17 protein-coding genes are annotated in these 24,504 nt (G+C 65.0%); 13 read left to right on the top strand and 4 right to left on the bottom strand.

From position 1 onward, the window contains the following. Position 1: 1 nt before the first annotated feature. From L1080_RS17305 to L1080_RS17265, 9 genes are all read left to right on the top strand, one after another. Positions 2 to 862, top strand: a complete 861-nt coding sequence (locus L1080_RS17305) for an MlaE family ABC transporter permease (protein WP_159920377.1) — start codon at positions 2 to 4, stop codon at positions 860 to 862. Then, positions 859 to 2,217: an MCE family protein gene (locus L1080_RS17300; protein WP_159920379.1), complete on the top strand. Its 1,359-nt coding sequence runs from the start codon at positions 859 to 861 to the stop codon at positions 2,215 to 2,217. The genes L1080_RS17305 and L1080_RS17300 overlap by 4 nt, the downstream gene beginning before the upstream one ends. After that, a complete protein-coding gene (locus tag L1080_RS17295; RefSeq protein ID WP_109327975.1) occupies positions 2,214 to 3,293 on the top strand; it encodes an MCE family protein in 1,080 nt (359 codons plus the stop codon). The genes L1080_RS17300 and L1080_RS17295 overlap by 4 nt, the downstream gene beginning before the upstream one ends. Continuing rightward, positions 3,290 to 4,285: an MCE family protein gene (locus tag L1080_RS17290; RefSeq protein ID WP_109327977.1), complete on the top strand. Its 996-nt coding sequence runs from the start codon at positions 3,290 to 3,292 to the stop codon at positions 4,283 to 4,285. The genes L1080_RS17295 and L1080_RS17290 overlap by 4 nt, the downstream gene beginning before the upstream one ends. After that, complete coding sequence (locus L1080_RS17285) at positions 4,285 to 5,544, top strand: MCE family protein (RefSeq protein WP_250772648.1); 1,260 nt, start codon at positions 4,285 to 4,287, stop codon at positions 5,542 to 5,544. Before L1080_RS17290 ends, L1080_RS17285 begins: the two co-directional genes overlap by 1 nt. Continuing rightward, positions 5,541 to 6,824: an MCE family protein gene (locus tag L1080_RS17280; RefSeq protein ID WP_159920383.1), complete on the top strand. Its 1,284-nt coding sequence runs from the start codon at positions 5,541 to 5,543 to the stop codon at positions 6,822 to 6,824. The genes L1080_RS17285 and L1080_RS17280 overlap by 4 nt, the downstream gene beginning before the upstream one ends. Beyond that, positions 6,821 to 8,068, top strand: a complete 1,248-nt coding sequence (locus L1080_RS17275; protein WP_159920385.1) for an MCE family protein — start codon at positions 6,821 to 6,823, stop codon at positions 8,066 to 8,068. The genes L1080_RS17280 and L1080_RS17275 overlap by 4 nt, the downstream gene beginning before the upstream one ends. A 134-nt stretch (positions 8,069 to 8,202) precedes the next feature. Continuing rightward, on the top strand, positions 8,203 to 8,865 hold the full coding sequence (locus L1080_RS17270; protein ID WP_159926984.1) for a hypothetical protein: 663 nt from the start codon (positions 8,203 to 8,205) through the stop codon (positions 8,863 to 8,865). Between the two features lie 80 nt (positions 8,866 to 8,945). After that, positions 8,946 to 9,887: a hypothetical protein gene (locus L1080_RS17265; protein ID WP_250772646.1), complete on the top strand. Its 942-nt coding sequence runs from the start codon at positions 8,946 to 8,948 to the stop codon at positions 9,885 to 9,887. A gap of 113 nt (positions 9,888 to 10,000) precedes the next feature. On the opposite strand, the gene L1080_RS17260 is transcribed toward L1080_RS17265, so the two are convergent. Next, positions 10,001 to 12,172, bottom strand: coding sequence for an MMPL family transporter (locus L1080_RS17260; protein WP_250772644.1), 2,172 nt, complete (start codon positions 12,170 to 12,172; stop codon positions 10,001 to 10,003). 420 nt (positions 12,173 to 12,592) lie between these two features. Between L1080_RS17260 and rpoB the strand changes: the two genes are divergently transcribed. Next, positions 12,593 to 16,099, top strand: a complete 3,507-nt coding sequence (gene rpoB, locus L1080_RS17255; RefSeq protein ID WP_109327991.1) for a DNA-directed RNA polymerase subunit beta — start codon at positions 12,593 to 12,595, stop codon at positions 16,097 to 16,099. Between the two features lie 119 nt (positions 16,100 to 16,218). Next, the gene (locus tag L1080_RS17250) at positions 16,219 to 20,175 is read left to right on the top strand and encodes a DNA-directed RNA polymerase subunit beta' (protein WP_109327993.1); all 3,957 of its coding nucleotides are present in this window, start codon (positions 16,219 to 16,221) and stop codon (positions 20,173 to 20,175) included. 112 nt (positions 20,176 to 20,287) lie between these two features. Here L1080_RS17250 and L1080_RS17245 read toward each other — a convergent pair whose 3' ends face one another. Then, entirely contained in the window at positions 20,288 to 20,800 is a 513-nt protein-coding gene (locus L1080_RS17245) for a SixA phosphatase family protein (protein WP_250772642.1), read from the bottom strand. Positions 20,801 to 20,868: 68 nt separating this feature from the next. Here L1080_RS17245 and L1080_RS17240 point away from each other — a divergent pair, with 68 nt between their 5' ends. Then, complete coding sequence (locus L1080_RS17240; protein WP_250772640.1) at positions 20,869 to 21,738, top strand: alpha/beta fold hydrolase; 870 nt, start codon at positions 20,869 to 20,871, stop codon at positions 21,736 to 21,738. Here L1080_RS17240 and L1080_RS17235 read toward each other — a convergent pair. Continuing rightward, the gene (locus tag L1080_RS17235) at positions 21,735 to 22,751 is read right to left on the bottom strand and encodes an aldo/keto reductase (RefSeq protein WP_250772638.1); all 1,017 of its coding nucleotides are present in this window, start codon (positions 22,749 to 22,751) and stop codon (positions 21,735 to 21,737) included. The genes L1080_RS17240 and L1080_RS17235 overlap by 4 nt on opposite strands. Before the next feature lie 134 nt (positions 22,752 to 22,885). Here L1080_RS17235 and L1080_RS17230 point away from each other — a divergent pair, with 134 nt between their 5' ends. Further along, positions 22,886 to 23,722, top strand: coding sequence for a helix-turn-helix transcriptional regulator (locus L1080_RS17230; RefSeq protein WP_159920397.1), 837 nt, complete (start codon positions 22,886 to 22,888; stop codon positions 23,720 to 23,722). Here the strand turns inward: L1080_RS17230 and L1080_RS17225 are convergent, their stop codons facing one another. Continuing rightward, complete coding sequence (locus tag L1080_RS17225; protein WP_159920399.1) at positions 23,723 to 24,502, bottom strand: acyl-[acyl-carrier-protein] thioesterase; 780 nt, start codon at positions 24,500 to 24,502, stop codon at positions 23,723 to 23,725. It lies immediately after the preceding gene. Between the last annotated feature and the right edge of the window lie 2 nt (positions 24,503 to 24,504).

The raw sequence follows: 24,504 nt of genomic DNA, 5'->3' as shown, positions 1-24,504 counted from the left end.
GATGACAATTGCAAAGGGACGCGGTGACCGGACGCTCATGGCTGCGCGCCGTGTCGGGCGTGCGCCACTCAACGTGCTCGACCGGGCCGGCGAGCAGATGTCGTTCTACGCCAGGGCGATCGCGTGGTCGCCGCACACGCTCGTGCACTACCGCAAGGAAGTTCTGCGGTTGCTCGCCGAAGTGACCTTCGGCAGTGGGGCGCTCGCAGTCATCGGCGGAACCATCGGCGTCATCGCGATGATGTCCGGGTTCACCGGCGTAGTCGTCGGATTGCAAGGTTTTGCAGCCCTGGAGCAGCTGGGCAGCTCCGTGCTCACCGGCTTCCTGTCCGCCTACGTCAACACCCGTGAGATCGCACCCATCGTCGCGGCTCTCGCGCTGTCGGCAACAGTCGGTTGTGGTTTCACGGCGCAGCTGGGTGCGATGCGTATCTCCGAGGAGATCGACGCACTGGAAGTCATGGCGGTGCCGAGTGTTCCGTTCCTCGTCACCACGCGCATGGTCGCCGGGTTCGTTGCAGTCATTCCGCTCTATATCGTGGGTCTTCTTGCGGCATACCTTGCGTCCCGGCTCATCAGCACTTTGTTCAATGGTCAATCGACCGGTTCGTACGATCATTACTTCAACTTGTTCCTGCCACCGCAAGACGTCCTCTACTCCTTCGCGAAGGTCCTCATCTTCGCGTTCGTCTTGATCCTGATCCACTGCTACTACGGCTATCACGCCTCGGGCGGCCCCGCCGGCGTGGGCGTGGCCGTGGGCAGGGCAGTCCGCACCGCGATCGTGACGATCGCCGTACTCGACTTCTTCCTGAGCCTCGCCATCTGGGGCACGACGACCACAGTGAGGGTGGCCGGATGAGCAACACATCATCTGTTGTGGGTCGACGGGTGCTGGGGCTGGTGTTCTTCCTTGTCCTGGCCCTGTTCCTGGCCGTCACGATCGGCATGTTCAACAAAACGTTCACCAAGGTGGTCAAGATCGGGCTGGTCACCGACACCGTCGGAAATGCGCTCCCGCCCAATGCGGACGTCAAGGTGCGTGGCCTGATCGTCGGAGAGGTGCGGTCGGCCTCCACCAAGGAGGGTGAGGTCACCTTGGATCTGGCCATTCAGCCGGACAAGGCCGAGCTCATTCCGTCCAACGCGACGGCGCGATTGCTGCCCAAGACCCTGTTCGGCGAACGGTACGTATCGCTGATCGTGCCGGAGGGGGACACGGCTCCGCCGATCCAGGCCGGTGACGTTCTCGAGCAGGACAAGAGCGGGAACGCCGTCGAAATCGGCGAGGTCCTCGACGGCTTGCTGCCGCTGCTGCAGGCGATCCCGCCGCAGGACCTGGCGAACACGCTCGGCGCACTGTCGCAGGGACTCAGTGGGCGCGGCGCCGAACTAGGTCTGACGCTCGACCGGCTCGAGGAGATCTTCGCCGGACTCAACACGGAACTTCCTGCGATTCAGGAAGACCTGCGGGGTATCGCGGACTTCTCACAGACGTATTCGGAGGCGGCGCCGGACCTGGTCAACGCGCTCGACAACCTCAGGACCACAGGGAACACCGTGGTGGAGAAGCAGAACGAGCTCTCCACACTGCTGGTGTCCCTGACCGCGACGGGTGCGAGCACGGCGGACCTCCTGCAGACCAACGCGGAGTCGATCGTGAACATCGCGGCCGATTCCCGTGAGGCGCTGCAGATTCTCGGCCGGTATTCGCCGAGCTTCGGCTGCACGTTCGCCGGATTCGCGAAGACGGCTCCCATCGCACGTGCACTGCTTGCGCCGGACGACCCGAACCCGGGTGTGCGTGCCAGCGTGCAGTTCGTCAATCCGAAGGGCCGATACTTGCCTAACCAGGACGAGCCGCGCCTGCTCGACAACCGCGGACCCGCCTGCTACGACAACGTCACCGCACCCGGCGGCAAGTTCCCGCAGTATCCGGGTGGGTCGTCGTACAACGACGGTGCCTACCAGGTGCCTTCGCGTAACCCGGGACCGTCCACCATCGACTTCTTCCCCGCGCCCGCCGGCGTACCGGACCAGGTTCCGGGATGGGGAGCCGAGGTCACACCCGCCAGTTATGCGGGTTCGAAGATGGAACAGGACACGCTCGACGTCGTGTACGGCGAGGCAGGAGGCATGGCGCCCGAGGACGTGCCGAGCTGGACGACACTCGTCGGTGCACCGACCATGAGGGGGACTGAGGTGAGTTTCAAGTGAGGGGCCTCCTTGCGCCGCTGATCAAGCTGATCATCTTTGCTGTGGTCACGATCCTGGCCACAGGTCTGCTCGCGGCCACCATCGCCAACCTCGGTGGTGGCGGCGGCACCAAGTTCAACGCGATCTTCTCGGATGTCACCTCGCTCAACGAGGGTGACGAAGTGCGTATCGCAGGAGTGCGAGTCGGCCAGGTCGAGAAGATCGCGATCGTCGACGACCGCGAAGCCGAGGTGCAGTTCACCGTGGCTGATCGAGATTGGTTGCCCGCGAGCACCACTGCGACGATTCGGTTCCGAAACCTTGTGGGGCAGCGGTACATCTCGCTCCAGCAGGGCGAGGGCCAGCAGGGGAAGAAGATCACCGCCGGTGACACCATTCCCCTCGAGCGAACCAAACCCGCAGTCAACCTCACGACGCTGTTCAACGGATTCCGTCCGCTCTTCCAGACGCTCAGCGCCGAGGACGTCAACAAGTTGTCCTATCAGATCATCCAGGTGTTCCAGGGCGAGTCGGGAACCATCACCGAACTCGTGCGGAACACAGCGAGTCTCACCAACACGGTGGCAGACAAGGACCGGGTGATCGGTGCGGTGATCAACAACCTCAACGATGTGCTCGCCACGGTCAACCAGCGCGACGACCAGCTCGATGCCCTGATCGTGAACACACAGCAGCTCGTCACCGGGTTGTCCGAGGAGCGCGGTACCGTCGGGTCGGCGGTCACGTCCCTCGCCGGCCTCACCGACGCGACCGCAGATCTCCTCGAACCCACGAGGCCGTCCATTCAGGAGTCCATCACTTCGCTCAATACGCTGGCGACGACGTTGAACCGCAACTCCGATACGGTCAACGGCGTTCTGGAAACCCTTCCCGTCAAGCTCGAGAAGCTCGGGCGGGCGGCCAGTTACGGCTCGTGGTTCCAGTTCTACCTGTGTGGAATCGACATCGTTGCAGGCCCGGGAACGGCACCTCAACTGAACTTGCCCACCGGCCTGCCGACCGTGAACCAACCGCTGTACACCAACTCGGCGAAACGGTGCTCGCTGGACGGCCTACGGGAGTTGCAAACACGATGAGAAAACGTCGCAGCCCGGCAGTGGCTGGTGCCCTCGGCATCCTCGTGGTGCTCTTGGCGACCCTGTCGGCATTCTTCCTCGACTCGCTGCCCTTGATCGGCGCCGGATCGACCTACACCGCGCAATTCTCCGAGGCTGCAGGCCTGAAGCCGTCCAACGAGGTGCGCATCGCCGGTGTGAAGGTCGGCAAGGTCACCGCTGTTGAACTCGACGGAGACCACGTCAACGTCGACTTCAAGGTCACCGATGCGTGGGTTGGCAACGAAACCTCGGCATCGATTCAGATCAAAACGATTCTGGGCCAGAAGTATTTGGCTCTCGACCCCCGGGGTTCCGACTCGTTGAATCCCAATGACCCGATTCCGCTGGAGCGCACCACCTCTCCCTACGACGTGGTCGAAGCGTTCTCGGCGGCAGCGGAGACGGTGGGCGACATCGACTCCGATCAGCTGGCGGAAAGCATGGTGACGTTGTCGCAGGCCTTCGAGGGCACGCCGTCGGAGATCCGCGCGTCGCTCGACGGCGTCAGCAGGCTGTCGGAGACCATCGCGAGCCGCGACCAGGAACTGCGGAAGTTGTTCGACGCGACCGGTACGACGACGAAAGTACTCGCCGACCGCAACGCCGAATTCAACCGGCTGATCACTGATGCCGGCCTTCTGCTCGCCGAACTCAACAGTCGCCAGCAGTCGATCTCACAGCTGCTGACCGGAACCCAGAGGCTGTCGCAGCAGTTGACAGGTCTCGTACGCGAGAACGAAGCCACGATCGGTCCCGCACTCGAACAACTCAACGGGGTCGTCGAAATTCTGAAGGCCAACAACGAGAACCTGGACAGGGCGATGAAACTGTACGAACCGTTCGTCCGCCTGTACACGAACGTGGTCGGCAACGGGCGCTGGTTCGACCAGGTCGTGGTCAACCTTCTTCCGCCGGGTCTCCCGGACATTCCCAGACCCCGTGATCCCGTCCGTACGTTGGGGGGTAACTGATGGCTGACACCGACAACGGAGAAACCCGGGGAACCAACCGCGGTCAGATCGCAGTAGTCGCGGCGATCGTCATTGTCGCGCTGGTGGTCGCGGGGGCGCTGTGGTGGGTGTTCACCCGCGCAGGCACCACCAAGATCACCGCCTACTTCGACAAGTCCGTAGGCATCTACGAGGGTTCCGACGTCCGTGTCCTCGGAGTGAAGGTCGGATCGATCAACTCGGTGGAGCCACAGGGTGATCAAGTGAAGGTCGAGATGCGGGTCGACCGCGGCATCGACATTCCCGCCGACGCGAAGGCCGCGCAGGTCACACCGTCCGTGGTCGCCGACCGCTACGTTCAGCTCACGCCCGTCTATACCGGCGGGGAGACGATGGAGAGCGGTGCCGTGATCCCGCGGGATCGCACGGCTACGCCCGTCGAGGTGGACGAGCTGTACGCGAGTATCGAGAAGCTGTCGGCCGCCCTGGGTCCGGAAGGCGCGAACAAGGAAGGTGCACTGACCGAATTCGTCGAGACCGGCGCCGCGAACCTCGATGGCAACGGTGAGGCGTTGGGGCAGAGCATCAATCAGCTCTCGGACGCCGCACGTACGCTCAACGAGAGTCGTGGCGACCTGTTCGACACCGTCAAGAACCTCCAGGTGTTCGTCAGTGCTCTGGCTGCCAACGATCAGCAGGTCCGGGAATTCAACACGCAGTTGGCCGACCTGTCCGGATTCCTCGCCGGCGAGCGCGAAAACCTCGGTGCGGCGCTGAACCAGCTGGCCATCGCTCTCGGTGACGTCTCGAAGTTCGTCGCCGACAACCGGGAGCTGCTCGCCGAGAATCTCGACGATCTCGTCCCGGTCACCCAGACGCTGGCCGACAACCGCGACTCGTTGGTGAACTCGCTGACATTGCTCCCGTTGGCCGTCAGCAACCTGGCCAACTCGTACGACGCGGAGTCCGGGAACCTGGCGTCGCGCCTGGCGTTCCCCGAACTCCAGGATCCTGCCGGTGTGATCTGCAAGTTGATCGACCTCGGCAGGCTCGTGCCCGGTGATCCGCGTTTCGAAGCGCTGGGGCGTCAGATGCAGCCGTTGATCGACAACTGCAAGAACATCACCTCGCAGATCACGGCATCGGTGACCTCGCCGACGCTCGTGCTCCCGTTCGGAATCCTGAGCGGCGAGAACATCCAGCGAACGGTCACTCCCGGCACGGTGCCGGGTGTCGTGTCGCCACGGTTCGACGACGCAGTAGGCGGTGAGGGCGAATGAGGCGTTCGGTCATTGTCGGTGCCGGGGTGTGCGCTGTCGCCCTCGCAGTGAGTTCCTGTTCGTCGGAAGGTATCTACGGTGTTCCGCTGCCCGGTGGGCCGGACGTCGGGAGCGACCCCATGCACCTGACGATCCAGTTCGACGACGTGCTCGACCTGGTACCCCAGTCGGCCGTCAAGGTGGACGGTGTGCCGGTGGGTCGGGTGGAGTCGATCAAGGTGGCTCCGGACGGCTGGTCGGCCGATGTCGAGGTCATCCTCGATTCGTCGGTGGACCTGGCTGCGAATGCAGTCGCGGCAATCGAACAAACCAACCTCCTCGGTGAAAAGTTCGTGCAGTTGTCCGAACCTCCGGAGGACAAGGATCCGGACCGGTTGCAGAGCGGCGACACGATCAGCCTCGATCGCACCCGGCACGCCACCGAAATCGAGCAGGTCCTCGGCGCGCTGTCGCTGTTGCTCAACGGCGGTGGTGTCGGGCAGCTCCAGCCGATCGTGCACGAACTGAGCACTGCACTCGACGGTCGTGAAGGCCGGGTGCGCAGTTTGCTGGAGCAGGCCAACACGCTCATCGACGGTCTCAATCAGCAACGGGACGACATCACGCGGGCGCTCGACGGCCTCGACGCCTTGACGACGCGCGTGAACGAGCAGAACGAGAAGATCGGGCTCATCCTGGATGACCTGCCGATCGCTGCCCAGGTGCTCAACGAGCAACGCCCGCAGCTGACGCAGATGCTGGTGCAGCTCGATCGGCTCGGTGCGGTCGGCACGGATGTCATCACCCGATCGAAGAACGATCTGATCGCCGACCTCCTGGCGCTTCGTCCGACACTCAAGGCGCTGGCCGATGCCGGCGACGACCTACCCAACTCCCTGGCGTTCATCCCGACGGTTCCGTTCCCGGACGGAGTCGAGCAGATCGCTCTCGGTGGCTCGGTCAACCTTTTCCTGTCGGTCGATCTCCAGATCGGCGACGCGCTGAGCGCGCTCGGTGTCGGGCAGGGCAATCCGGTGTACGTGTCACCGAAATTCGGCGAGCCGAAGCCGATCGTCGACCCGACCAACCCGTACTACAACGGCAACGGTCCGCGACCGGGCTGGCCGACGATCTCACTGCTGCCGGTGCCTCCGATCGTTCCAGTCCCGACTTCGGGCCTGCGGCTCCCGGCGCTGCCCGGCACCGCGCCCGCCGGCGCAACCCCGGGCGCGGAGACACCGTCCCCGCAGAACCCGATGGGGGGACTGCTCGAGCAGTTCGGAATTGGGGGTGGACAGTGAGATCGCGACTGGTCAAGATTCAGCTCGTCGCTTTTGCCGTGGTCGCGCTGTTGGGCCTCGTCTACGTGGGCGCCAAGTACGTCCGTCTCGACAATCTGCTCGGGTTCGGCGAGTACGACGTGAACGCACAGTTCAGGGATTCCGGCGGCATCTTCACCAATGCCGAGGTGACGTACCGGGGAGTGCCGGTCGGCCGGGTCGGCGAGCTGTCACTCACGTCGGACGGACTGAACGTCGAACTCAAGCTCAAGAAGGGCGGCCCCGAGATCCCCGCTTCGGCGAAGGCGGTCGTCGCAAACCGTTCCGCGATCGGTGAGCAGTACGTCGACCTCCAGCCGGACAGCGACGAGGGCCCGTACCTCGCCGAGGGCTCGATGATCACCGAGGCCAACACCTCGACCCCCGTGCCGGTGGAGCAGGTGTTGATGAGTGTCAACGGGCTCGTCCGGTCGGTTCCGACGGACGCGCTGCGTACGGTCACCACTGAACTGGGAACGGCATTGAACGGCAAGGGCGAAGATCTCCAGACGCTGGCGGATGCTCTGTCCACGCTGACCGATGACGGGCTCGACGTTCTACCGGAAACCCTGACCTTGATCCGCGACAGCCAGACGGTATTGGCAACGCAGTCGGATCAGTCGTCGGCGATCATGCAGTTCAGCTCGGATCTCGACGCCGTCGCCGCGCAGCTGCGCACCAGTGACCCCGACGTGCGGGCGGTCATCGACAACGGCATTCCTGCCAGTGACGAACTCGGCCTGCTGGTCGATCGGACGGGGCCCAGTCTCACGACCGATCTGACCAATCTGTCGGCGCTGGGTCAGAAGCTGGCGCCTCAGGCGATCGCATTGCGGCCGATCCTGATGTTCCTTCCGGCGATCGCCGCTTCCGCGTCGACCGTCGCGCCGAACGACGGAACGGTGCACCAGGGCATCGTGCTCGAGACGAACAACCCGCCGTCGTGCACGATCGGTTACGAGGGGACGCATGAAATCCTCGCCGAAATGCAGCGGCGGGATCCGAACTTCGACGACACCCAGCAGGACTTCCCGTACAACACGGAGGCCAATTGTGACGTGCCTCAGGGGAGCGTGACCGGTGTGCGAAGTGCAGACCGAATCGTGTTCGCCGATCCGGACACGATTCAGCCCTGGGATTTCAAGCCGAAGGTCATGCCGGACACCCTCAACTTGAATCCCATTGCAACGCAGCTCGCTCCGCTTCTCGGGGTTACTCCCAAGTAGCATATCGGGTTCCATTCGAGCGAGCCGAAGAAAACAATCAGTAGGGTATTGGTGTGACGCGAACTACCACGCCCCCGGAGTCGAACTCATCGGCGCCGGGGAAGGACAGAACTCTGAAGGCCTCGTTTGCTGCGGTGACCGCACTGGTGGTGGTCGCGGTGATTGCAGCCGGATGGTTTGGCTTCGGGTGGGCGCGAGCGCTCTTCGTGGACAAGCCGATCGCCGACGCACGGGATTCCGCGTTGAACGGTGCGCAGCAGGCGGCGATCAACCTCAATTCGGTCGACTCCGCAAACCTCGAAGGTTCCTTCGAGAACATGAAGTCGTCCATCACGGGCGACAAAATGAACCAGGATCTTCAGGCGACCATGGACGGGTTCACCGACCAGATGCGCCAGTCGGGTGCGACGAGCAAGGCCGAACTGATGCAGGGCACTCTGACGGAGCTGAACACGGATGACGGCCTCGCGAAGGCACTGGTCGTCGTAGCGGTCACCACGACGTGGCCTGACCGTTTCGACAAGTCCAAGGTCACCATGAGGTTGGACGTGCAGGACGTCGACGGTGTCTGGAAGGCGTCTTCCGTCGAGCCGGTGGGTGCGCGTATCCCCCTCGAAAACGGCCCGCTGCCCGCCGACGGCGCCGCACCGGCACCGGCAGAGCAGGCACCGGTACCGGCACCGGCAGAGCAGGCACCGGTACCGGCACCGGGGGAGCAGGCCCCGGTACCGACCGATGGTCCGGCCGCCCCCGCGCCCGAGTTGGTTCCGGCGCCCGGTGACACCGGCGGTCAGTAGTTGTGATGAGCCGCGCCGGATTCGTCGCCGCGGTGCCCACGTCGACGAGAGTTCGTCGTGCAATGAGAAAGTGGTGAACTATGCCCCCCAAGCGCCGTAACAACGTGCCGGACAGCGCTGCAAAGGGCAGGCGTCCCCGGGTAGCGGGAACCCGCAACCGTGTCAACGACCCGGCATCGCGAGTAACTCCGCCGCCTTCGCCCACGACGAAACTTCCGAAGAAGTCGTCGACTGATCCCGAGCAGGATCCGACCGCGATAAGCCCCGTCGGGCAGGAGAATGTGGCGGCAGCGGCTGCCGTCGACACCGCCGCGACGCCGGACACGAAGACCGCTGACACGAAGCCCGCGGAAACGGGCGAGCCGGTGGCGATGGCGAAGTCGACGTCGGTGAAGAAGGCAGCGCCGGGCGCCAAGACGGTGTCCACGACCAAGGCAAGTGCGGCAGGGAAGGCGAAGGTCCCCAACCTGCAGCCGCGTATCAGTACCCAATCGGCTCCGAAGGTGACCCCCGAGAGCGGCAGTAGCCGTATCACGTGGAAGCTCGTGGGGATACTGGGTGCCGTCGCAGCGGTGCTGGGCATCTTCGCGGTCGTGGCGGCATTTCAGCCGGGCGGGCACATCACCAACACCGCGTGGGTGGACGAGAGTGGCACCGCGGAGGTGACCAAAGCCGGAACCGATGCGATCGAGTCGCTGTACACCTACAACTACGAGACGATCGACCAGGACTTCGACAAGGCCCGTGGTTACTTGAACGAGGCCAAGCGTGCCGAGTTCGATCAGACTGCGGCGACGACGAAGGACGCGGCCATCCAGACCAAGACTGCCACCGAGGCGTCGGTCACCGACATCGGTGTCACCTTCCTCGAAGGAGACAGGGCGGAACTCTTGGCGCACATGAACGTAAGTGCCACGGGAGACGCTGTGGCGCAGGGCAGTGCGGCAACTCCGTTGTCGGTCAAGCTGGAGAAGGTCGACGGCAAGTGGGTGCTGTCCGACATCTCGGACAGCGAAGGCTGAGCTGATTAACGCTCCCGGACGAGCGGCCTCGGGAACTGTGTAGTCAGCTGAACGGTGTAGTCAGCTGAACAACGAGTTCGGCAGTGCGACTGGGGTAGTGCGGTTCGGTGTGCCTATCGGGGTGACGTGTCGACCGGAAAAGTCTGTGCCGCAACGGTTTTCGAGTTCCCATTCGCGTCGGGCGGTACCCGTCGCGGCGTGAGGAATCCGGGCGCCCACCAGTTCGCCTCACCCATCAGTGCGACGAGGGCGGGGACGAGCATCATCCGGATCACGGTGGCGTCGATGATCAAGGCCACGATCATGCCCAGGCCGATGAACCGCATCATCGTCAGGTCCGAGAGGGTGAAGGCTCCCGTGACAACGATGAGAAGTGCGGCCGCGGCCGTGACGATGCGGCCGGTGTGCGCGGTGCCGATCCGCACGGCATCTTCCGTTGACGCGCCCTGCTCGTGGGCCTCGACCATCCGCGACATCAGGAAGATCTCGTAGTCGGTGGAGAGTCCGAACACGACGGCGATGATGAGGACGACCATCGTCGCGGGCAGTGGGCCCGGCGTCACACCGAGTAGTTCGGCTCCGTGACCGTCCTCGAAAATCCACGTGAGGATGCCGAACGAGGCGGCGAGGCTGAGGGTGGCCATCGCGATCGCCTTCAGCGGCAGGACGACGGAGCCGAAAGCCGGGACCATCAGGGCGAAGGTGACGGCCACCATGATCCCGATCATCCACGGCAGTGTGGCGCCCATCGAGTCCAGCCCGTCGGCGGTGAGGGCGTTGAGTCCGCCGATGTGTTTCTCGGTGCCTGCCGGCGCCGGGAGCTCGCGGAGAGTCGCTGCCGTCGTCATCGCCCCTTCCGTTCTGTCGGCGTCGTCGAAGATGGCCCGGATTGCGGTGAAGCTTTCCGTGGTGCCGACCGGAACCACGCGGCGAACGCCCGCCACCTCCGCCGTCGCCTGAAAGAACTCCGCGGTCGCCGAAGCCGGCGGAGCCTTGCCGTCGGTGCCGAACAGGACGAGAGTCGCACCGTTGTTGGCGAGCGGGAAGTCGGTGGCCAGATCGTCGACGGCGAGACGGGCCGGATGACCCGCCGGCAGCCCGGTGTGATCCAGGTCGCCGAGCGAGGCGCCGACGAGCGGGGCGGAGAGGACCAGCAGTCCGGCGACGATACCGACGGCAACAGCGACGGGCCGCCGCATCACCCGGGCGGCGACACCGCCCCAGAATCGGTGTGCCCGGTCCTCGCTACGTTCGACCACCCCCGGGCGCCAGGTGAGCGAGTTGATTCGGGGGCCGAGGACGGTGAGTGCGGCGGGTAGCGCCGACAGCGACAGGACTGCGGCGATACCGATGGCTGCCATGCCCCCGTAGGCGAACGACCGGACCAGCGCCTGCGGGAAGACGAGCATGCCCACGAACCCGCAGACGAGGAGGAGTGCGGAGAACCCCACGGTCCGTCCAGCGGTGGCCATCGTGCGCTGAACAGCGTCCGAGGTCTCGGCCCCGGACCGCAGTTCCTCGCGGAAGCGGGTTACGACGAACAGCCCGTAGTCGACGGACATCCCCAGCCCGACGAGGCTGGCGATATTGATCGAGAACGCGCTGACCTCGGTGAAGTAGGAGATTCCTCGCAGTGCACCGAGTGCGCCCAGGATTGCGAGGCCGCCGATGCACAGCGGGACGGCGGCGCCCACGAGTCCGCCGAAAATGACAAGGAGCAAGACCAGGAGGATCGGGAAGGAAATGGCTTCGGCCGTGATCAGGTCGCTCTCCGACTCCTCGTTGTACGCATTGGCGATCACGCTGAATCCGCTGAACTCGGTATTCACACCGTCGATGAGGAGAAGGGGTGCGAGATCGTGGTACGCGGCGATCCTGGTGTTCTCGCTGCCGCGTAGAGACAGGACGACGAGTCCCTCGGTGCCGTCGGTGGAGCGCAGAAACTCCCGGGCCTGCGCCGGCGCCGTCCAGTACGAGAGGGGAGTGTTGGCGAGCGCAGCCGGATCGATCTGCGCCAGCCGCGCGGACACCTCGGGACCCAGGGCGTCGATCGACTCTCCGGGACGTGCCGTGTAGGTCACCGCGAGGTCGGGCGTCTGGCGGCCGAACTCCTCCTCGATCAGGTTCTCGACGCCCGCCGATTCGCTCCCTGGGTCGGTGTACCCACCCAGGCTCAGCCGGTCGAACACACCCGAACCCCAGGCGCCGCTCGCCAGCACGAGAAAAATCACCGCCGTCAGGACCAGCTTCGGGCGGGCAACGACGAGAGCACTCCAGCGCGTCACGGCCCTCCTTCCCCCGAGGTCTCGGCGATCGCGTGGGCATATTGTTCACCGCCCCCGGGCTGCGGGGAAGGGGTGGTGAACAGGCGCGGCGGGCGGTTCTCGACGACGCGGAGACGACGCGACACGCACGCTGACTCTTGACGCCGGGGTGATCACGCGTCACTCTGATGCGTGAACATGCGCTTCCGGCGCATGGCCGAGCGCCCGGCTGGGTGCTCCTTCGGCTGCCCGACTCGACATCTGCTGAGTTTGGGTGTACTTTTGGACGTTGCGCTGGCTGCCTCCTGTCCACCTCTCGTCTCAACTGCTGTGAAGTGTTTCCACTTCTCGCCTCTGTGACGGGTTTCGTTCGGGTTGTAACCAGCGAAATTCAAAGCAGATACAGCGGCGGTCGCAACAGCACAGAGCGGCCCGCGTGAGGTGCTGGAAGGACGCATCTTGGCAGTCTCTAGCCAGACCAAGGCAGTTTCCGGAATCCCCGGAGCCCCGAAGAGGGTTTCGTTCGCGAAAATTCGCGAACCCCTCGAAGTTCCCGGGCTTCTTGATGTACAAACCGATTCGTTCGAGTGGTTGATCGGTGCGCAGAGCTGGCGCGAGCGCGCCGCCGCTCGTGGCGACAGCGCAATCTCCGGCGGTCTCGAGGACATTCTCGCGGAGCTTTCTCCGATCGAAGACTTCTCGGGCTCGATGTCTCTGTCCTTCTCGGACCCACGCTTCGACGAGGTCAAGGCCTCGACGGACGAGTGCAAAGACAAAGACATGACCTACGCGGCGCCGTTGTTCGTCACCGCGGAGTTCATCAACAACAACACCGGTGAGATCAAGAGCCAGACGGTCTTCATGGGTGACTTCCCGATGATGACCGACAAGGGCACGTTCATCATCAACGGCACCGAGCGCGTCGTCGTCTCGCAGCTGGTGCGTTCCCCTGGCGTGTACTTCGACCATTCGGTCGACAAGGGCACCGAAAAGGACCTGCACAGCGTCAAGGTCATCCCCGGCCGTGGTGCATGGCTCGAGTTCGACGTCGACAAGCGCGACACCGTTGGTGTCCGCATCGACCGCAAGCGTCGTCAGCCCGTCACCGTGCTGCTGAAGGCCCTCGGCTGGACCACCGAGCAGATCACCGAGCGTTTCGGCTTCTCGGAGATCCTCATGGCCACGCTGGAGAAGGACAACACCGCGGGCACCGACGAGGCGCTGCTCGACATCTACCGCAAGCTGCGCCCGGGCGAGCCGCCCACCAAAGAGAGCGCGCAGACGCTGCTGGAGAACCTGTTCTTCAAGGACAAGCGGTACGACCTGGCACGCGTGGGTCGCTACAAGATCAACAAGAAGCTGGGCCTGAACACCGGGCAGCCGATCGTGGCGTCGACCCTCACCGAGGAAGACATTGTCGCCACCATCGAGTACCTGGTGCGCCTGCACGCCGGTGACACCGAGATGACCGCCCCCGGCGGCGTCACGGTCCCCGTCGAGGTCGACGACATCGACCACTTCGGTAACCGTCGCCTGCGCACGGTCGGTGAGCTCATTCAGAACCAGATCCGCGTGGGCCTGTCCCGCATGGAGCGTGTGGTTCGTGAGCGCATGACCACCCAGGACGTCGAGGCGATCACGCCGCAGACACTGATCAACATCCGGCCCGTCGTCGCTGCGATCAAGGAGTTCTTCGGAACCTCCCAGCTGTCGCAGTTCATGGACCAGAACAACCCGCTGTCGGGGCTGACGCACAAGCGTCGTCTGTCCGCCCTCGGCCCGGGTGGTCTGTCGCGCGAAAGGGCTGGTCTGGAGGTGCGAGACGTTCACCCGTCGCACTACGGCCGCATGTGCCCGATCGAGACCCCTGAGGGTCCGAACATCGGTCTGATCGGTTCGTTGTCGGTGTACGCACGGGTCAACCCGTTCGGCTTCATCGAGACGCCGTACCGCAAGGTCGTCGACGGCCAGGTCACGGACCAGGTCGACTACCTGACCGCGGACGAAGAGGACCGCCACGTCGTCGCCCAGGCCAACTCGGCCATCGACGCCAACGGTCACTTCACCGACGACCGCATTCTGGTTCGTCGTAAGGGCGGCGAGGTCGAGTTCGTGTCGTCCGCCGACATCGACTACATGGACGTCTCGCCGCGACAGATGGTGTCCGTCGCAACCGCGATGATCCCGTTCCTCGAGCACGACGACGCCAACCGTGCCCTCATGGGCGCGAACATGCAGCGTCAGGCGGTGCCGCTCGTTCGCAGTGAGGCTCCGCTGGTCGGCACCGGCATGGAGCTGCGGGCTGCAGTCGACGCCGGCGACGTCATCATCACCGAGAAGACCGGTGTCGTGGAAGAGGTCTCCGCGGACTACGTCACGGTCATGGCCGACGACGGAACCCGCAAGACCTACCGGATGCGCAAGTTCGCGCGTTCGAACCAGGGCACCTGCGCCAACCAGCGTCCGATCGTGGACGAGGGACAGCGTGTCGAGACCGGACAGGTCCTCGCCGACGGCCCCTGCACCGAAAACGGTGAGATGGCCCTCGGGAAGAACCTGCTCGTCGCGATCATGCCGTGGGAAGGCCACAACTACGAGGACGCGATCATCCTGTCGCAGCGCCTCGTGGAGGAGGACGTTCTCACCTCGATCCACATCGAGGAGCACGAGATCGATGCCCGCGACACCAAGCTCGGTGCCGAGGAGATCACTCGGGACATCCCGAACGTCTCCGACGAGGTCCTCGCCGACCTCGACGAGCGTGGCATCATCCGTATCGGTGCCGAGGTTCGTGACGGTGACGTGCTGGTCGGAAAGGTCACGCCCAAGGGCGAGACCGAGCTGACCCCCGAGGAGCGCCTGCTGCGCGCCATCTTCGGTGAGAAGGCTCGTGAGGTCCGCGACACGTCGCTCAAGGTTCCGCACGGTGAGACCGGCAAGGTCATCGGCATTCGCGTGTTCTCGCGCGACGACGACGACGATCTGCCCCCCGGTGTCAACGAGCTGGTCCGCGTCTACGTGGCACAGAAGCGCAAGATCCAGGACGGCGACAAGCTCGCCGGCCGCCACGGCAACAAGGGCGTCATCGGCAAGATCCTCCCCCAGGAGGACATGCCGTTCCTGCCCGACGGCACCCCGGTGGACATCATCCTGAACACCCACGGTGTTCCGCGTCGTATGAACATCGGTCAGATCTTGGAGACCCACCTCGGGTGGATCGGCAAGACGGGCTGGAACGTGCAGGTCGCCGGCGACGGCTCGCGTCCCGATTGGGCCGAGCAGCTGCCGGAGGAGATGCTGTCCGCTCCCGCCGACTCCAACATCGCCACCCCCGTGTTCGACGGTGCCAAGGAAGACGAGCTCACCGGTCTTCTCGGTTCGACACTGCCGAACCGTGACGGCGAAGTGATGGTCGCGTCCGACGGAAAGGCCACCTTGTTCGACGGCCGTTCCGGCGAGCCGTTCCCGTACCCGGTGTCGGTCGGCTACATGTACATCATCAAGCTGCACCACCTGGTCGACGACAAGATCCACGCTCGTTCGACCGGTCCGTACTCGATGATCACCCAGCAGCCGCTCGGCGGTAAGGCCCAGTTCGGTGGCCAGCGCTTCGGTGAGATGGAGTGCTGGGCGATGCAGGCCTACGGCGCGGCTTACACGCTGCAGGAACTGCTCACCATCAAGTCGGACGACGTGGTGGGTCGAGTCAAGGTGTACGAGGCCATCGTCAAGGGCGAGAACATCCCCGAGCCGGGTATCCCGGAGTCGTTCAAGGTGCTCCTCAAGGAGCTTCAGTCGCTCTGCCTGAATGTGGAGGTGCTGTCCTCGGACGGTGCGGCCATCGCGATGGCGGACGGCGACGACGAGGACCTTGAGCGCGCCGCGGCGAACCTGGGCATCAACTTGTCCCGGAACGAAGCGGCCACGGTCGACGACCTCGCGAACTAGGTTTCGGTCTCCGGGCCCGTGAGAAATCAGGGGCCCGGGGGCGTAGTTCACATTTGAATTGGCAGTCAGGTATCGGCGGCCACCGCTGATCCACAATCCCTCTGGGGAAAGGAAGTTACGTGCTCGACGTCAACTTCTTCGATGAACTCCGCATTGGCCTCGCCAGTGCAGAGGACATCCGCAATTGGTCCTACGGCGAGGTCAAGAAGCCGGAGACCATCAACTACCGCACGCTCAAGCCCGAGAAGGACGGCCTCTTCTGCGAGAAGATCTTCGGCCCCACCCGGGACTGGGAGTGCTACTGCGGTAAGTACAAGCGTGTCCGCTTCAAGGGCATCATCTGTGAGCGTTGCGGCGTCGAGGTGACTCGCGCCAAGGTTCGCCGTGAGCGCATGGGCCACATCGAACTGGCTGCCCCGGTCACCCACATCTGGTACTTCAAGGGCGTGCCCAGCCGGCTCGGCTACCTGCTCGACCTTGCGCCGAAGGATCTCGAAAAGATCATCTACTTCGCCGCATACGTCATCGTCGGTGTCGACGAGGAGTTGCGTCACAACGAGCTCTCCACGCTCGAAGCCGAGATGCAGGTCGAGAAGAAGGCTGTCGCGGATCAGCGTGACGCCGACCTCGAGGCTCGCGCGCAGAAGCTCGAGGCCGACATCGCCGAACTCGAGGCCGAGGGCGCAAAGTCCGACGTCCGCCGCAAGGTCAAGGACGGCGGCGAGCGCGAGATGCGTCAGCTCCGCGATCGCGCCCAGCGGGAGCTGGATCGTCTCGACGAGATCTGGACCACGTTCACCAAGCTGAGCGTCAAGCAGCTCATCGTCGACGAGCTGCTCTACCGCGAGCTGGTCGACCGCTACGGCGAGTACTTCACCGGTGCCATGGGCGCCGAGTCGATCCAGAAGTTGATGGAAAACTTCGACATCGACGCCGAAGCGGAGAACCTGCGTGAGACCATCCGCAGCGGCAAGGGGCAGAAGAAGCTCCGCGCACTGAAGCGTCTCAAGGTCGTCGCAGCTTTCCAGACGAACCAGAACTCGCCGATGGGCATGGTTCTCAACGCCGTTCCGGTGATCCCGCCGGAGCTGCGGCCGATGGTGCAGCTCGACGGTGGACGTTTCGCCACGTCCGACCTGAACGACCTGTACCGCCGCGTCATCAACCGCAACAACCGCCTCAAGCGACTGATCGACCTCGGTGCCCCCGAGATCATCGTCAACAACGAGAAGCGGATGCTGCAGGAGTCGGTGGACGCACTCTTCGACAACGGCCGTCGCGGCCGTCCGGTCACCGGTCCCGGTAACCGCCCGCTGAAGTCCCTGAGCGACCTGCTCAAGGGCAAGCAGGGTCGATTCCGTCAGAACCTGCTCGGTAAGCGCGTCGACTACTCGGGTCGTTCCGTCATCGTCGTCGGTCCCCAGCTGAAGCTGCACCAGTGTGGTCTGCCCAAGCTGATGGCTCTCGAGCTGTTCAAGCCGTTCGTGATGAAGCGTCTGGTCGACCTGAACCACGCGCAGAACATCAAGTCCGCCAAGCGCATGGTGGAACGTCAGCGCGCACAGGTGTGGGACGTCCTCGAAGAGGTCATCGCCGAGCACCCCGTGCTGCTGAACCGTGCACCGACGCTGCACCGCCTGGGCATCCAGGCCTTCGAGCCGCAGCTGGTCGAGGGCAAGGCCATCCAGCTCCACCCGCTGGTGTGTGAGGCGTTCAACGCCGACTTCGACGGTGACCAGATGGCCGTGCACCTTCCGCTGTCCGCGGAGGCGCAGGCCGAGGCGCGCATCCTGATGCTGTCGTCGAACAACATCCTCTCGCCCGCGTCGGGTCGACCGCTCGCCATGCCGCGTCTGGACATGGTCACCGGTCTGTACCACCTGACCCGGTTGGACGAGGGCGCCACTGGCGAGCTGAAGGCTTCCGACGGAGAGGGCGCCGAACAGGGCGTGTACTCCTCGCCTGCCGAGGCTCAGATGGCCGTCGATCGTGGTGCGCTGGTCGTCCAGGCGAAGATCAAGGTGCGGCTCACGCAGCAGCGCCCGCCTCGTGACCTCGAGTCGGAGCTGTTCCCCGAGGGCTGGAACTACGGTGACGGCTGGACCGCGGAGACGACCCTGGGTCGGGTGCTCTTCAACGAGCTGCTCCCGGCGGACTACCCGTTCGTCAACGAGCAGATGCCGAAGAAGCGTCAGGCGACGATCATCAACGACCTCGCCGAGCGTTACCCCATGATCGTGGTCGCGCAGACCGTCGACAAGCTGAAGGACGCCGGCTTCTACTGGGCCACGCGTTCCGGTGTCACGGTCTCCATCTCCGACGTCCTCGTGCCGCCGGAGAAGGCTCAGATCATGGAGTCCTTCGAGGCTCAGGCCGATCAGATCGAGAAGAAGTACCAGCGTGGTGCCCTGAACAAGACCGAGCGCAACAGTGCCCTGGTCAAGATCTGGTCCGAGGCCACCGACGAGGTCGGTAAGGCCATGGAGGCCCACTTCCCCGACGACAACCCGATCCCGATGATCGTGAAGTCCGGCGCCGCCGGCAACATGACTCAGGTTCGTTCGCTCGCCGGTATGAAGGGTCTGGTGACCAACCCGAAGGGTGAGTTCATCCCGCGTCCGATCAAGTCTTCCTTCAAGGAAGGCCTGACCGTTCTCGAGTACTTCATCAACACGCACGGTGCCCGTAAGGGTCTGGCCGACACCGCGCTGCGTACCGCCGACTCGGGTTACCTGACCCGTCGTCTGGTGGACGTGTCGCAGGACGTCATCGTTCGTGAGGTCGACTGTGGAACCGAGCGTGGCATCGTCACCACCATCGCGGAGAAGCAGCCCGATGGCACGATGATCCGCGATGCTCACGTCGAGACCAGCACGTACGCCCGTACGCTGGCCGCCGACGCGGTCGACGCGAACGGCAACGTCATCGTCGAGCGTGGTCACGACCTGGGCGACCCGGCTATCGATGCGCTGCTCGAAGCGGGCATCACGCAGGTCAAGGTCCGTTCGGTGCTCACCTGCACCACCGGCACCGGCGTCTGCGCCACCTGCTACGGCCGCAGCATGGCCACCGGCAAGCTGGTCGACATCGGTGAGGCCGTCGGTATCGTCGCCGCACAGTCCATCGGTGAGCCCGGCACCCAGCTGACCATGCGTACGTTCCACCAGGGTGGTGTCGCAGGAGACGACATCACCGGTGGTCTGCCGCGTGTTCAGGAACTGTTCGAGGCCCGCGTCCCCAAGGGCAAGGCCCCGATCGCCGACGTCACCGGACGTGTCCAGCTCGAGGACGGCGACCGCTTCTACAAGATCACCATCGTCCCGGACGACGGTGGCGAAGAGGTTGTCTACGACAAGCTCTCGAAGCGTCAGCGTCTGCGTGTCTTCAAGCACGAGGACGGCACCGAACGCCTTCTGGCCGACGGTGACCACGTCGAGGTCGGTCAGCAGCTCATGGAAGGTGCTGCCGATCCCCACGAGGTGCTGCGAGTCATGGGCCCCCGCCAGGTGCAGATCCACCTCGTCAACGAGGTCCAGGAGGTGTACCGGAGCCAGGGTGTGTCGATCCACGACAAGCACATCGAGGTCATCGTGCGCCAGATGCTGCGTCGCGTGACGATCATCGACTCGGGTGCCACGGAGTTCCTGCCCGGTTCGTTGACCGAGCGGGCCGACTTCGAGGCGGCCAACCGTCGGGTCGTGTCCGAAGGTGGCGAGCCTGCGGCCGGTCGTCCGGTGCTCATGGGTATCACCAAGGCATCGCTGGCCACCGACTCGTGGCTGTCTGCGGCGTCGTTCCAGGAGACCACTCGCGTGCTGACCGATGCGGCAATCAACTGCCGCTCGGACAAGCTGATCGGTCTGAAGGAAAACGTGATTATCGGAAAGCTGATCCCCGCCGGTACCGGTATCAACCGTTACCGCAACATCCAGGTTCAGCCCACCGAAGAGGCACGTGCGGCGGCGTACGCGGTTCCGTCCTACGACGACCAGTACTACAGCCCGGACGGCTTCGGCCAGAACACCGGTGCTGCAGTGCCGCTGGACGATTACGGGTTCAGCAACGATTACCGGTAGGGGCGCAGCCCCTGTGAGTGGTTGACGAGTCTCAGGACTCGTCGGCCGTTCACCCAGACCAGGCCCCACCCCTTTCTCTTCGGGGGTGGGGCCTTTCTGTGTCGGGCCTGTGCTACCGCGGAACGTGGAACGTGGTCAGCGACGCCGAGCTCGAGGTGAGTTCGGTCCAGCTGCACGGGACGGTGAGCACGGCGAGTGCGGATGTCGGGAACTTCTCGCGTATCGCCACCGCATCCCCGGTGTCGGGGTTGCCCGCCAGATCGAGTGCGGTTGTGGGCATTCCGGGGTCGTGTCCGACCACCAGCAGAGTGCGCACCGATGCGTCGGTCTCTGCGATCTCGGCGAGCACCTGCGCGGGGTACGCACCATAGAGCGCCTCGCTGAAGGTAGTTGGTGCAGTGACCCCTGCGGCGGCGAGGGTGTCGCGGGTGCGCACCGAGGTCGAGCACAACACCGCATCGACGGGTGGCTGCATCGCCCTGAGCCAGTCTCCGGCCATCGCGGCCTGGCGTCGGCCCCGAGGGGCGAGCGGGCGGTCGTGGTCGGCGACTCCTGCCGGGTATGCCGACTTCCCGTGCCGCATGAGGATCAGCGTGCGGCTGTGCGGGGTGTTGTGCGTGGCCATGGCTAGACGCTAAGGCATGGTTTCGGATTGTCGAGACGGGCCCCGCAGGGGCCGGTAGCGTCGCAGCCGTGGCCTCCCTCCAGCTAGCCGACGGTCGGACACTCGCGTACGAAAAGTGGGGCGACGTCGACGGCATGCCCGTGTTCTTCGCCCACGGCACCGGGGACTCCCGTCTCGCCCGGTACCCCGACGACACCCTCACCCGGTCGCTCGGCTTGCGGCTGATCACCGCTGACCGCCCCGGCGTCGGGGGCTCCACCCAGCTGCGGGGCCGGAGTCTGCTGGACTGGCCGCAGGATCTCGCCGCTCTCGCGGACGAGCTGGAGATCGAGCGATTCGCCATCGCCGGCTGGTCCGGCGGTGGACCGCACGCGTTGGCCGCAGCGCACCTGCTCGGTGACAGGGTCACCCGGTTGGTGCTGGCCTCCCCGCTCGGCCCGTTCGACGAGGGAGGCTCCCGGGACCTCGTGCTCAATCGCGACCTGCGCATGATCTGGCGACTCAACCATGCTCGTTTCGTCGCCACCGCTGCAGCGCGACACGAGTCGAAGGCGTCCCGCCGTGATCTGCAGAAGTTCGTCACCCATCTTGCCGAGGAGGCCCCCGCGGACCGGGACGTGCTGCTCGACCCGGTGCTGGAGCCGATGTTCGAGGAGGAGATGGGAGAGGCGTTGGTGCAGGGTGGCGTCGGAGTTCTCGACGACATGTGGGCGTTCCTGGAGTGGGGGTTCGTGCCCGAGGACATCACCCAGCCGGTCGACGTGTTCTACGGCGACGCCGACGACATCCTGGCCCCGGAGATGTATCGGCGCCTCGCCCAGCGACTCGGCGCCGCCGACACCCATGTCTGGGTGGGCGGCGGCCACTACCAGGTGTTCGCCCGCTGGGCCGAGTTCCTGCAGCCGTTGGTCGCCGGCCGCCGCGACGCTGTGAACTAGCTTTGCCCGACGGTGGTCCGTTCACTGTCGAGCTGGGCCATCTGCGCGGGTGCGTAGCGGTCGCCGGCGACCGCGGAACCGGGAACCGCTCCTGCGATGCCGGCCAGGTCCGCGGCGCTCAGGTGCACGTCGAGCGCGCCGAGCGTTTCGGTGAGGCGGGTGACCTTGCGGGCGCCGACGACCGGGACGATGTCGCCTCCCTGCGCGAGCACCCAGGCGATCGCGAGTTGTGCGACGGTCACCCCGTGTTGCGCGGCGAGTTCGGCCATCGTGTCGACGAGCCGCAGATTCTGTCGGAGGTTCTCACCCTGGAAGCGCGGGCTGTAGGCGCGGAAATCGTCGGGCGCCAGCGCGGAATTCGATCGCAGTGAGTCGCTGAGCAGACCGCGGGACAGCACCCCGTACGCGGTGACGCCGATGCCGAGTTCGCGGCACAGGGGGAGGATCTCGTTCTCGATGCCGCGCGAGATCAGCGAGTACTCGATCTGGAGGTCGGCGATGGGATGCACGGCGGCTGCTCGGCGGATCGTCTCGGGGCCCACCTCCGACAGGCCGATGTGCCGCACGTAGCCGGCCTCGACCAGTTCGCCGATCGCGCCGACAGTGTCCTCGATCGGCACGCTGGGGTCGAGGCGGGCGGGACGGTAGATGTCGATGTAGTCGACGCCGAGTCGCTGCAGCGAGTAGGCGAGGAAGTTGCGGATCGAGTCGGGCCGGTTATCGACTCCGCCCCACGTGCCTCCCGGTCCGCGCATTGCGCCGAACTTCACGCTCAACGTGACGTCCTCGCGCCTGCGTCCGGACAGCGCTGCCCCGATCAGGGTCTCGTTGTGACCGGACCCGTAGAAGTCGCCGGTGTCGATGAGGTCGATTCCCTCATCGAGGGCGGCGTGGATCGTTGCGGTCGACTCCGCGTCTTCCGACCGGCCGTACATCCCGGACATGCCCATGGCACCGAGTCCGATCCGGCTGACGGTGGGACCTGTGGTTCCGAGTGAGGTTGTGGGGACCATGATGTGCTCCTGACGGTCGTCGTGGTGTGGGACCGACACCAGCGTGATCCGCTCGGGACACGACAACCAGAGACCCTTCATCGGGGGACCGGCGATCCCTGGCAGAGCATTCGGGTGTGGGGCACAGTTGGTCCATGGACCGCACCGAGCTGGCCGACTTCCTCCGCCGTCGCAGAGAGCAGTTGGTCCCGGCGGATGTGGGCTTACCGCCGGGTGTCCGGCGCCGGACACCAGGACTGCGACGCGATGAGGTCGCGCTGCTCGCAGGTATGTCCACCGACTACTACACCCGGCTCGAGCAGGCTCGCGGGCCGCACCCGTCGACCTCGGTACTGGCCTCCCTTGCGCGGGCACTGAGGCTGAACGATGACCAGCGTGACCATCTCTACTTGTTGTCGGGACAGGTGCCACCGCTGCGAGCGGCAGGGGACAAGCACGTCGGACCGGGACTTCTGCACCTGCTGGACAAGCTCGACGACACCCCTGCCTGCGTCATCTCCGACCTCGGTGAGGTGCTGATGCAGAACCGCATGCACGTCGCCCTGTTCGGGGACGCGTCCGCGTTCTCCGGTCTCGACCGCTACCTTCCGTGGCGGTATTTCGTGCACCCGGAGGAACGCTCCATGTTCCCCGACGATGAACACGAGCGGCTCGCCGCAAACCAGATCGCGGATCTGCGGGCTACCGCGGCGCGTCGGGCGGGCGACGCCGACGTGACGGAATTGGTGACTCGACTCCGCGAGCGCAGCCCCGAGTTCGCCGCACTGTGGGACCGTCATGACGTGGCGGTCCGCCGCTCCGACACCAAGAGCGTGCTCCACGCGGAGGTCGGACGGATCGACCTCGTGTGCGAGACGCTTCTGACGCCGAGCGCCTACCAGCACCTGCTGGTGTACCTGCCGCAACCGGGTTCGGACGCCCGGGCGAAGCTCGATGTGCTGCGGGTGATCGGTATCCAGCAGATGGTCTGATCACACGGAGAGGGGACCAACCTTGGCGACTGCCCGCACGGTGTCGTCGACCAGGAACCACACCGTCAACGACGTGTCGTCGCGGCGCGAGCGAAGAACGATCTTGTCCGTCGACACGATCGGCGACAGGTACTCGAGCACGGCGCGATGCGGGTTGTCGACGAGGCGGCCGCCACCCGGGTGCTCGTGATCGGCCAACAACTCTTCCACCGCTTGCCAGTAGACGGCGTTGTTGACGTGGTCGAACGGGTCGATGTCGGTGCGGCGCAGCCCGAATGGCGTCTCCTCGACGCCTTCCTCGTCGGTCGACGGAGCGTCCTCGACCAACCAGCGCTTCCACTTCAAGCGCGTTTCGTTGGCGGACTCACCGAGTGCATCGATGAACCCGTCCTCGATACGCGTCGGCATCCCGGTTTCGGCGCTGATATGAATCCAGAAACCTTCGGTCTCGATCAGCGCGCCCTTTTCGCCTTCGATCTGCACCCGCATGTTCGTCCATCGGGTGGACAACCCCGAACACCAGCGGCGAAGGTGCACGCGTTCAGGCCACACCGCCGGACGGATGATGTCGATGACCGTCCGGCGGACTATCCACAGGGGGTGGCTCTCGGCGGCGTCGACGGCCTCGAGGTTGTCCAGCCCGGCGTCCTGCAGGTAGCGGGCGATCCCGTCGAGGCGCAGTCGCTTGGCCGCGTCGATGTCCCCGGTGCGTACGGGCCACGAAGTCTCGAAAACTCGGCCGCGATCGGGGAGCACGGCCAGTGGCTGATCGAGTGACAAGG

This window comes from Rhodococcus sp. MSC1_016, from assembly GCF_023667485.2.
Classification (GTDB): Bacteria; Actinomycetota; Actinomycetes; order Mycobacteriales; family Mycobacteriaceae; genus Rhodococcus_F; species Rhodococcus_F oxybenzonivorans.
This window is presented reverse-complemented; position numbering and strand designations above follow the sequence as displayed.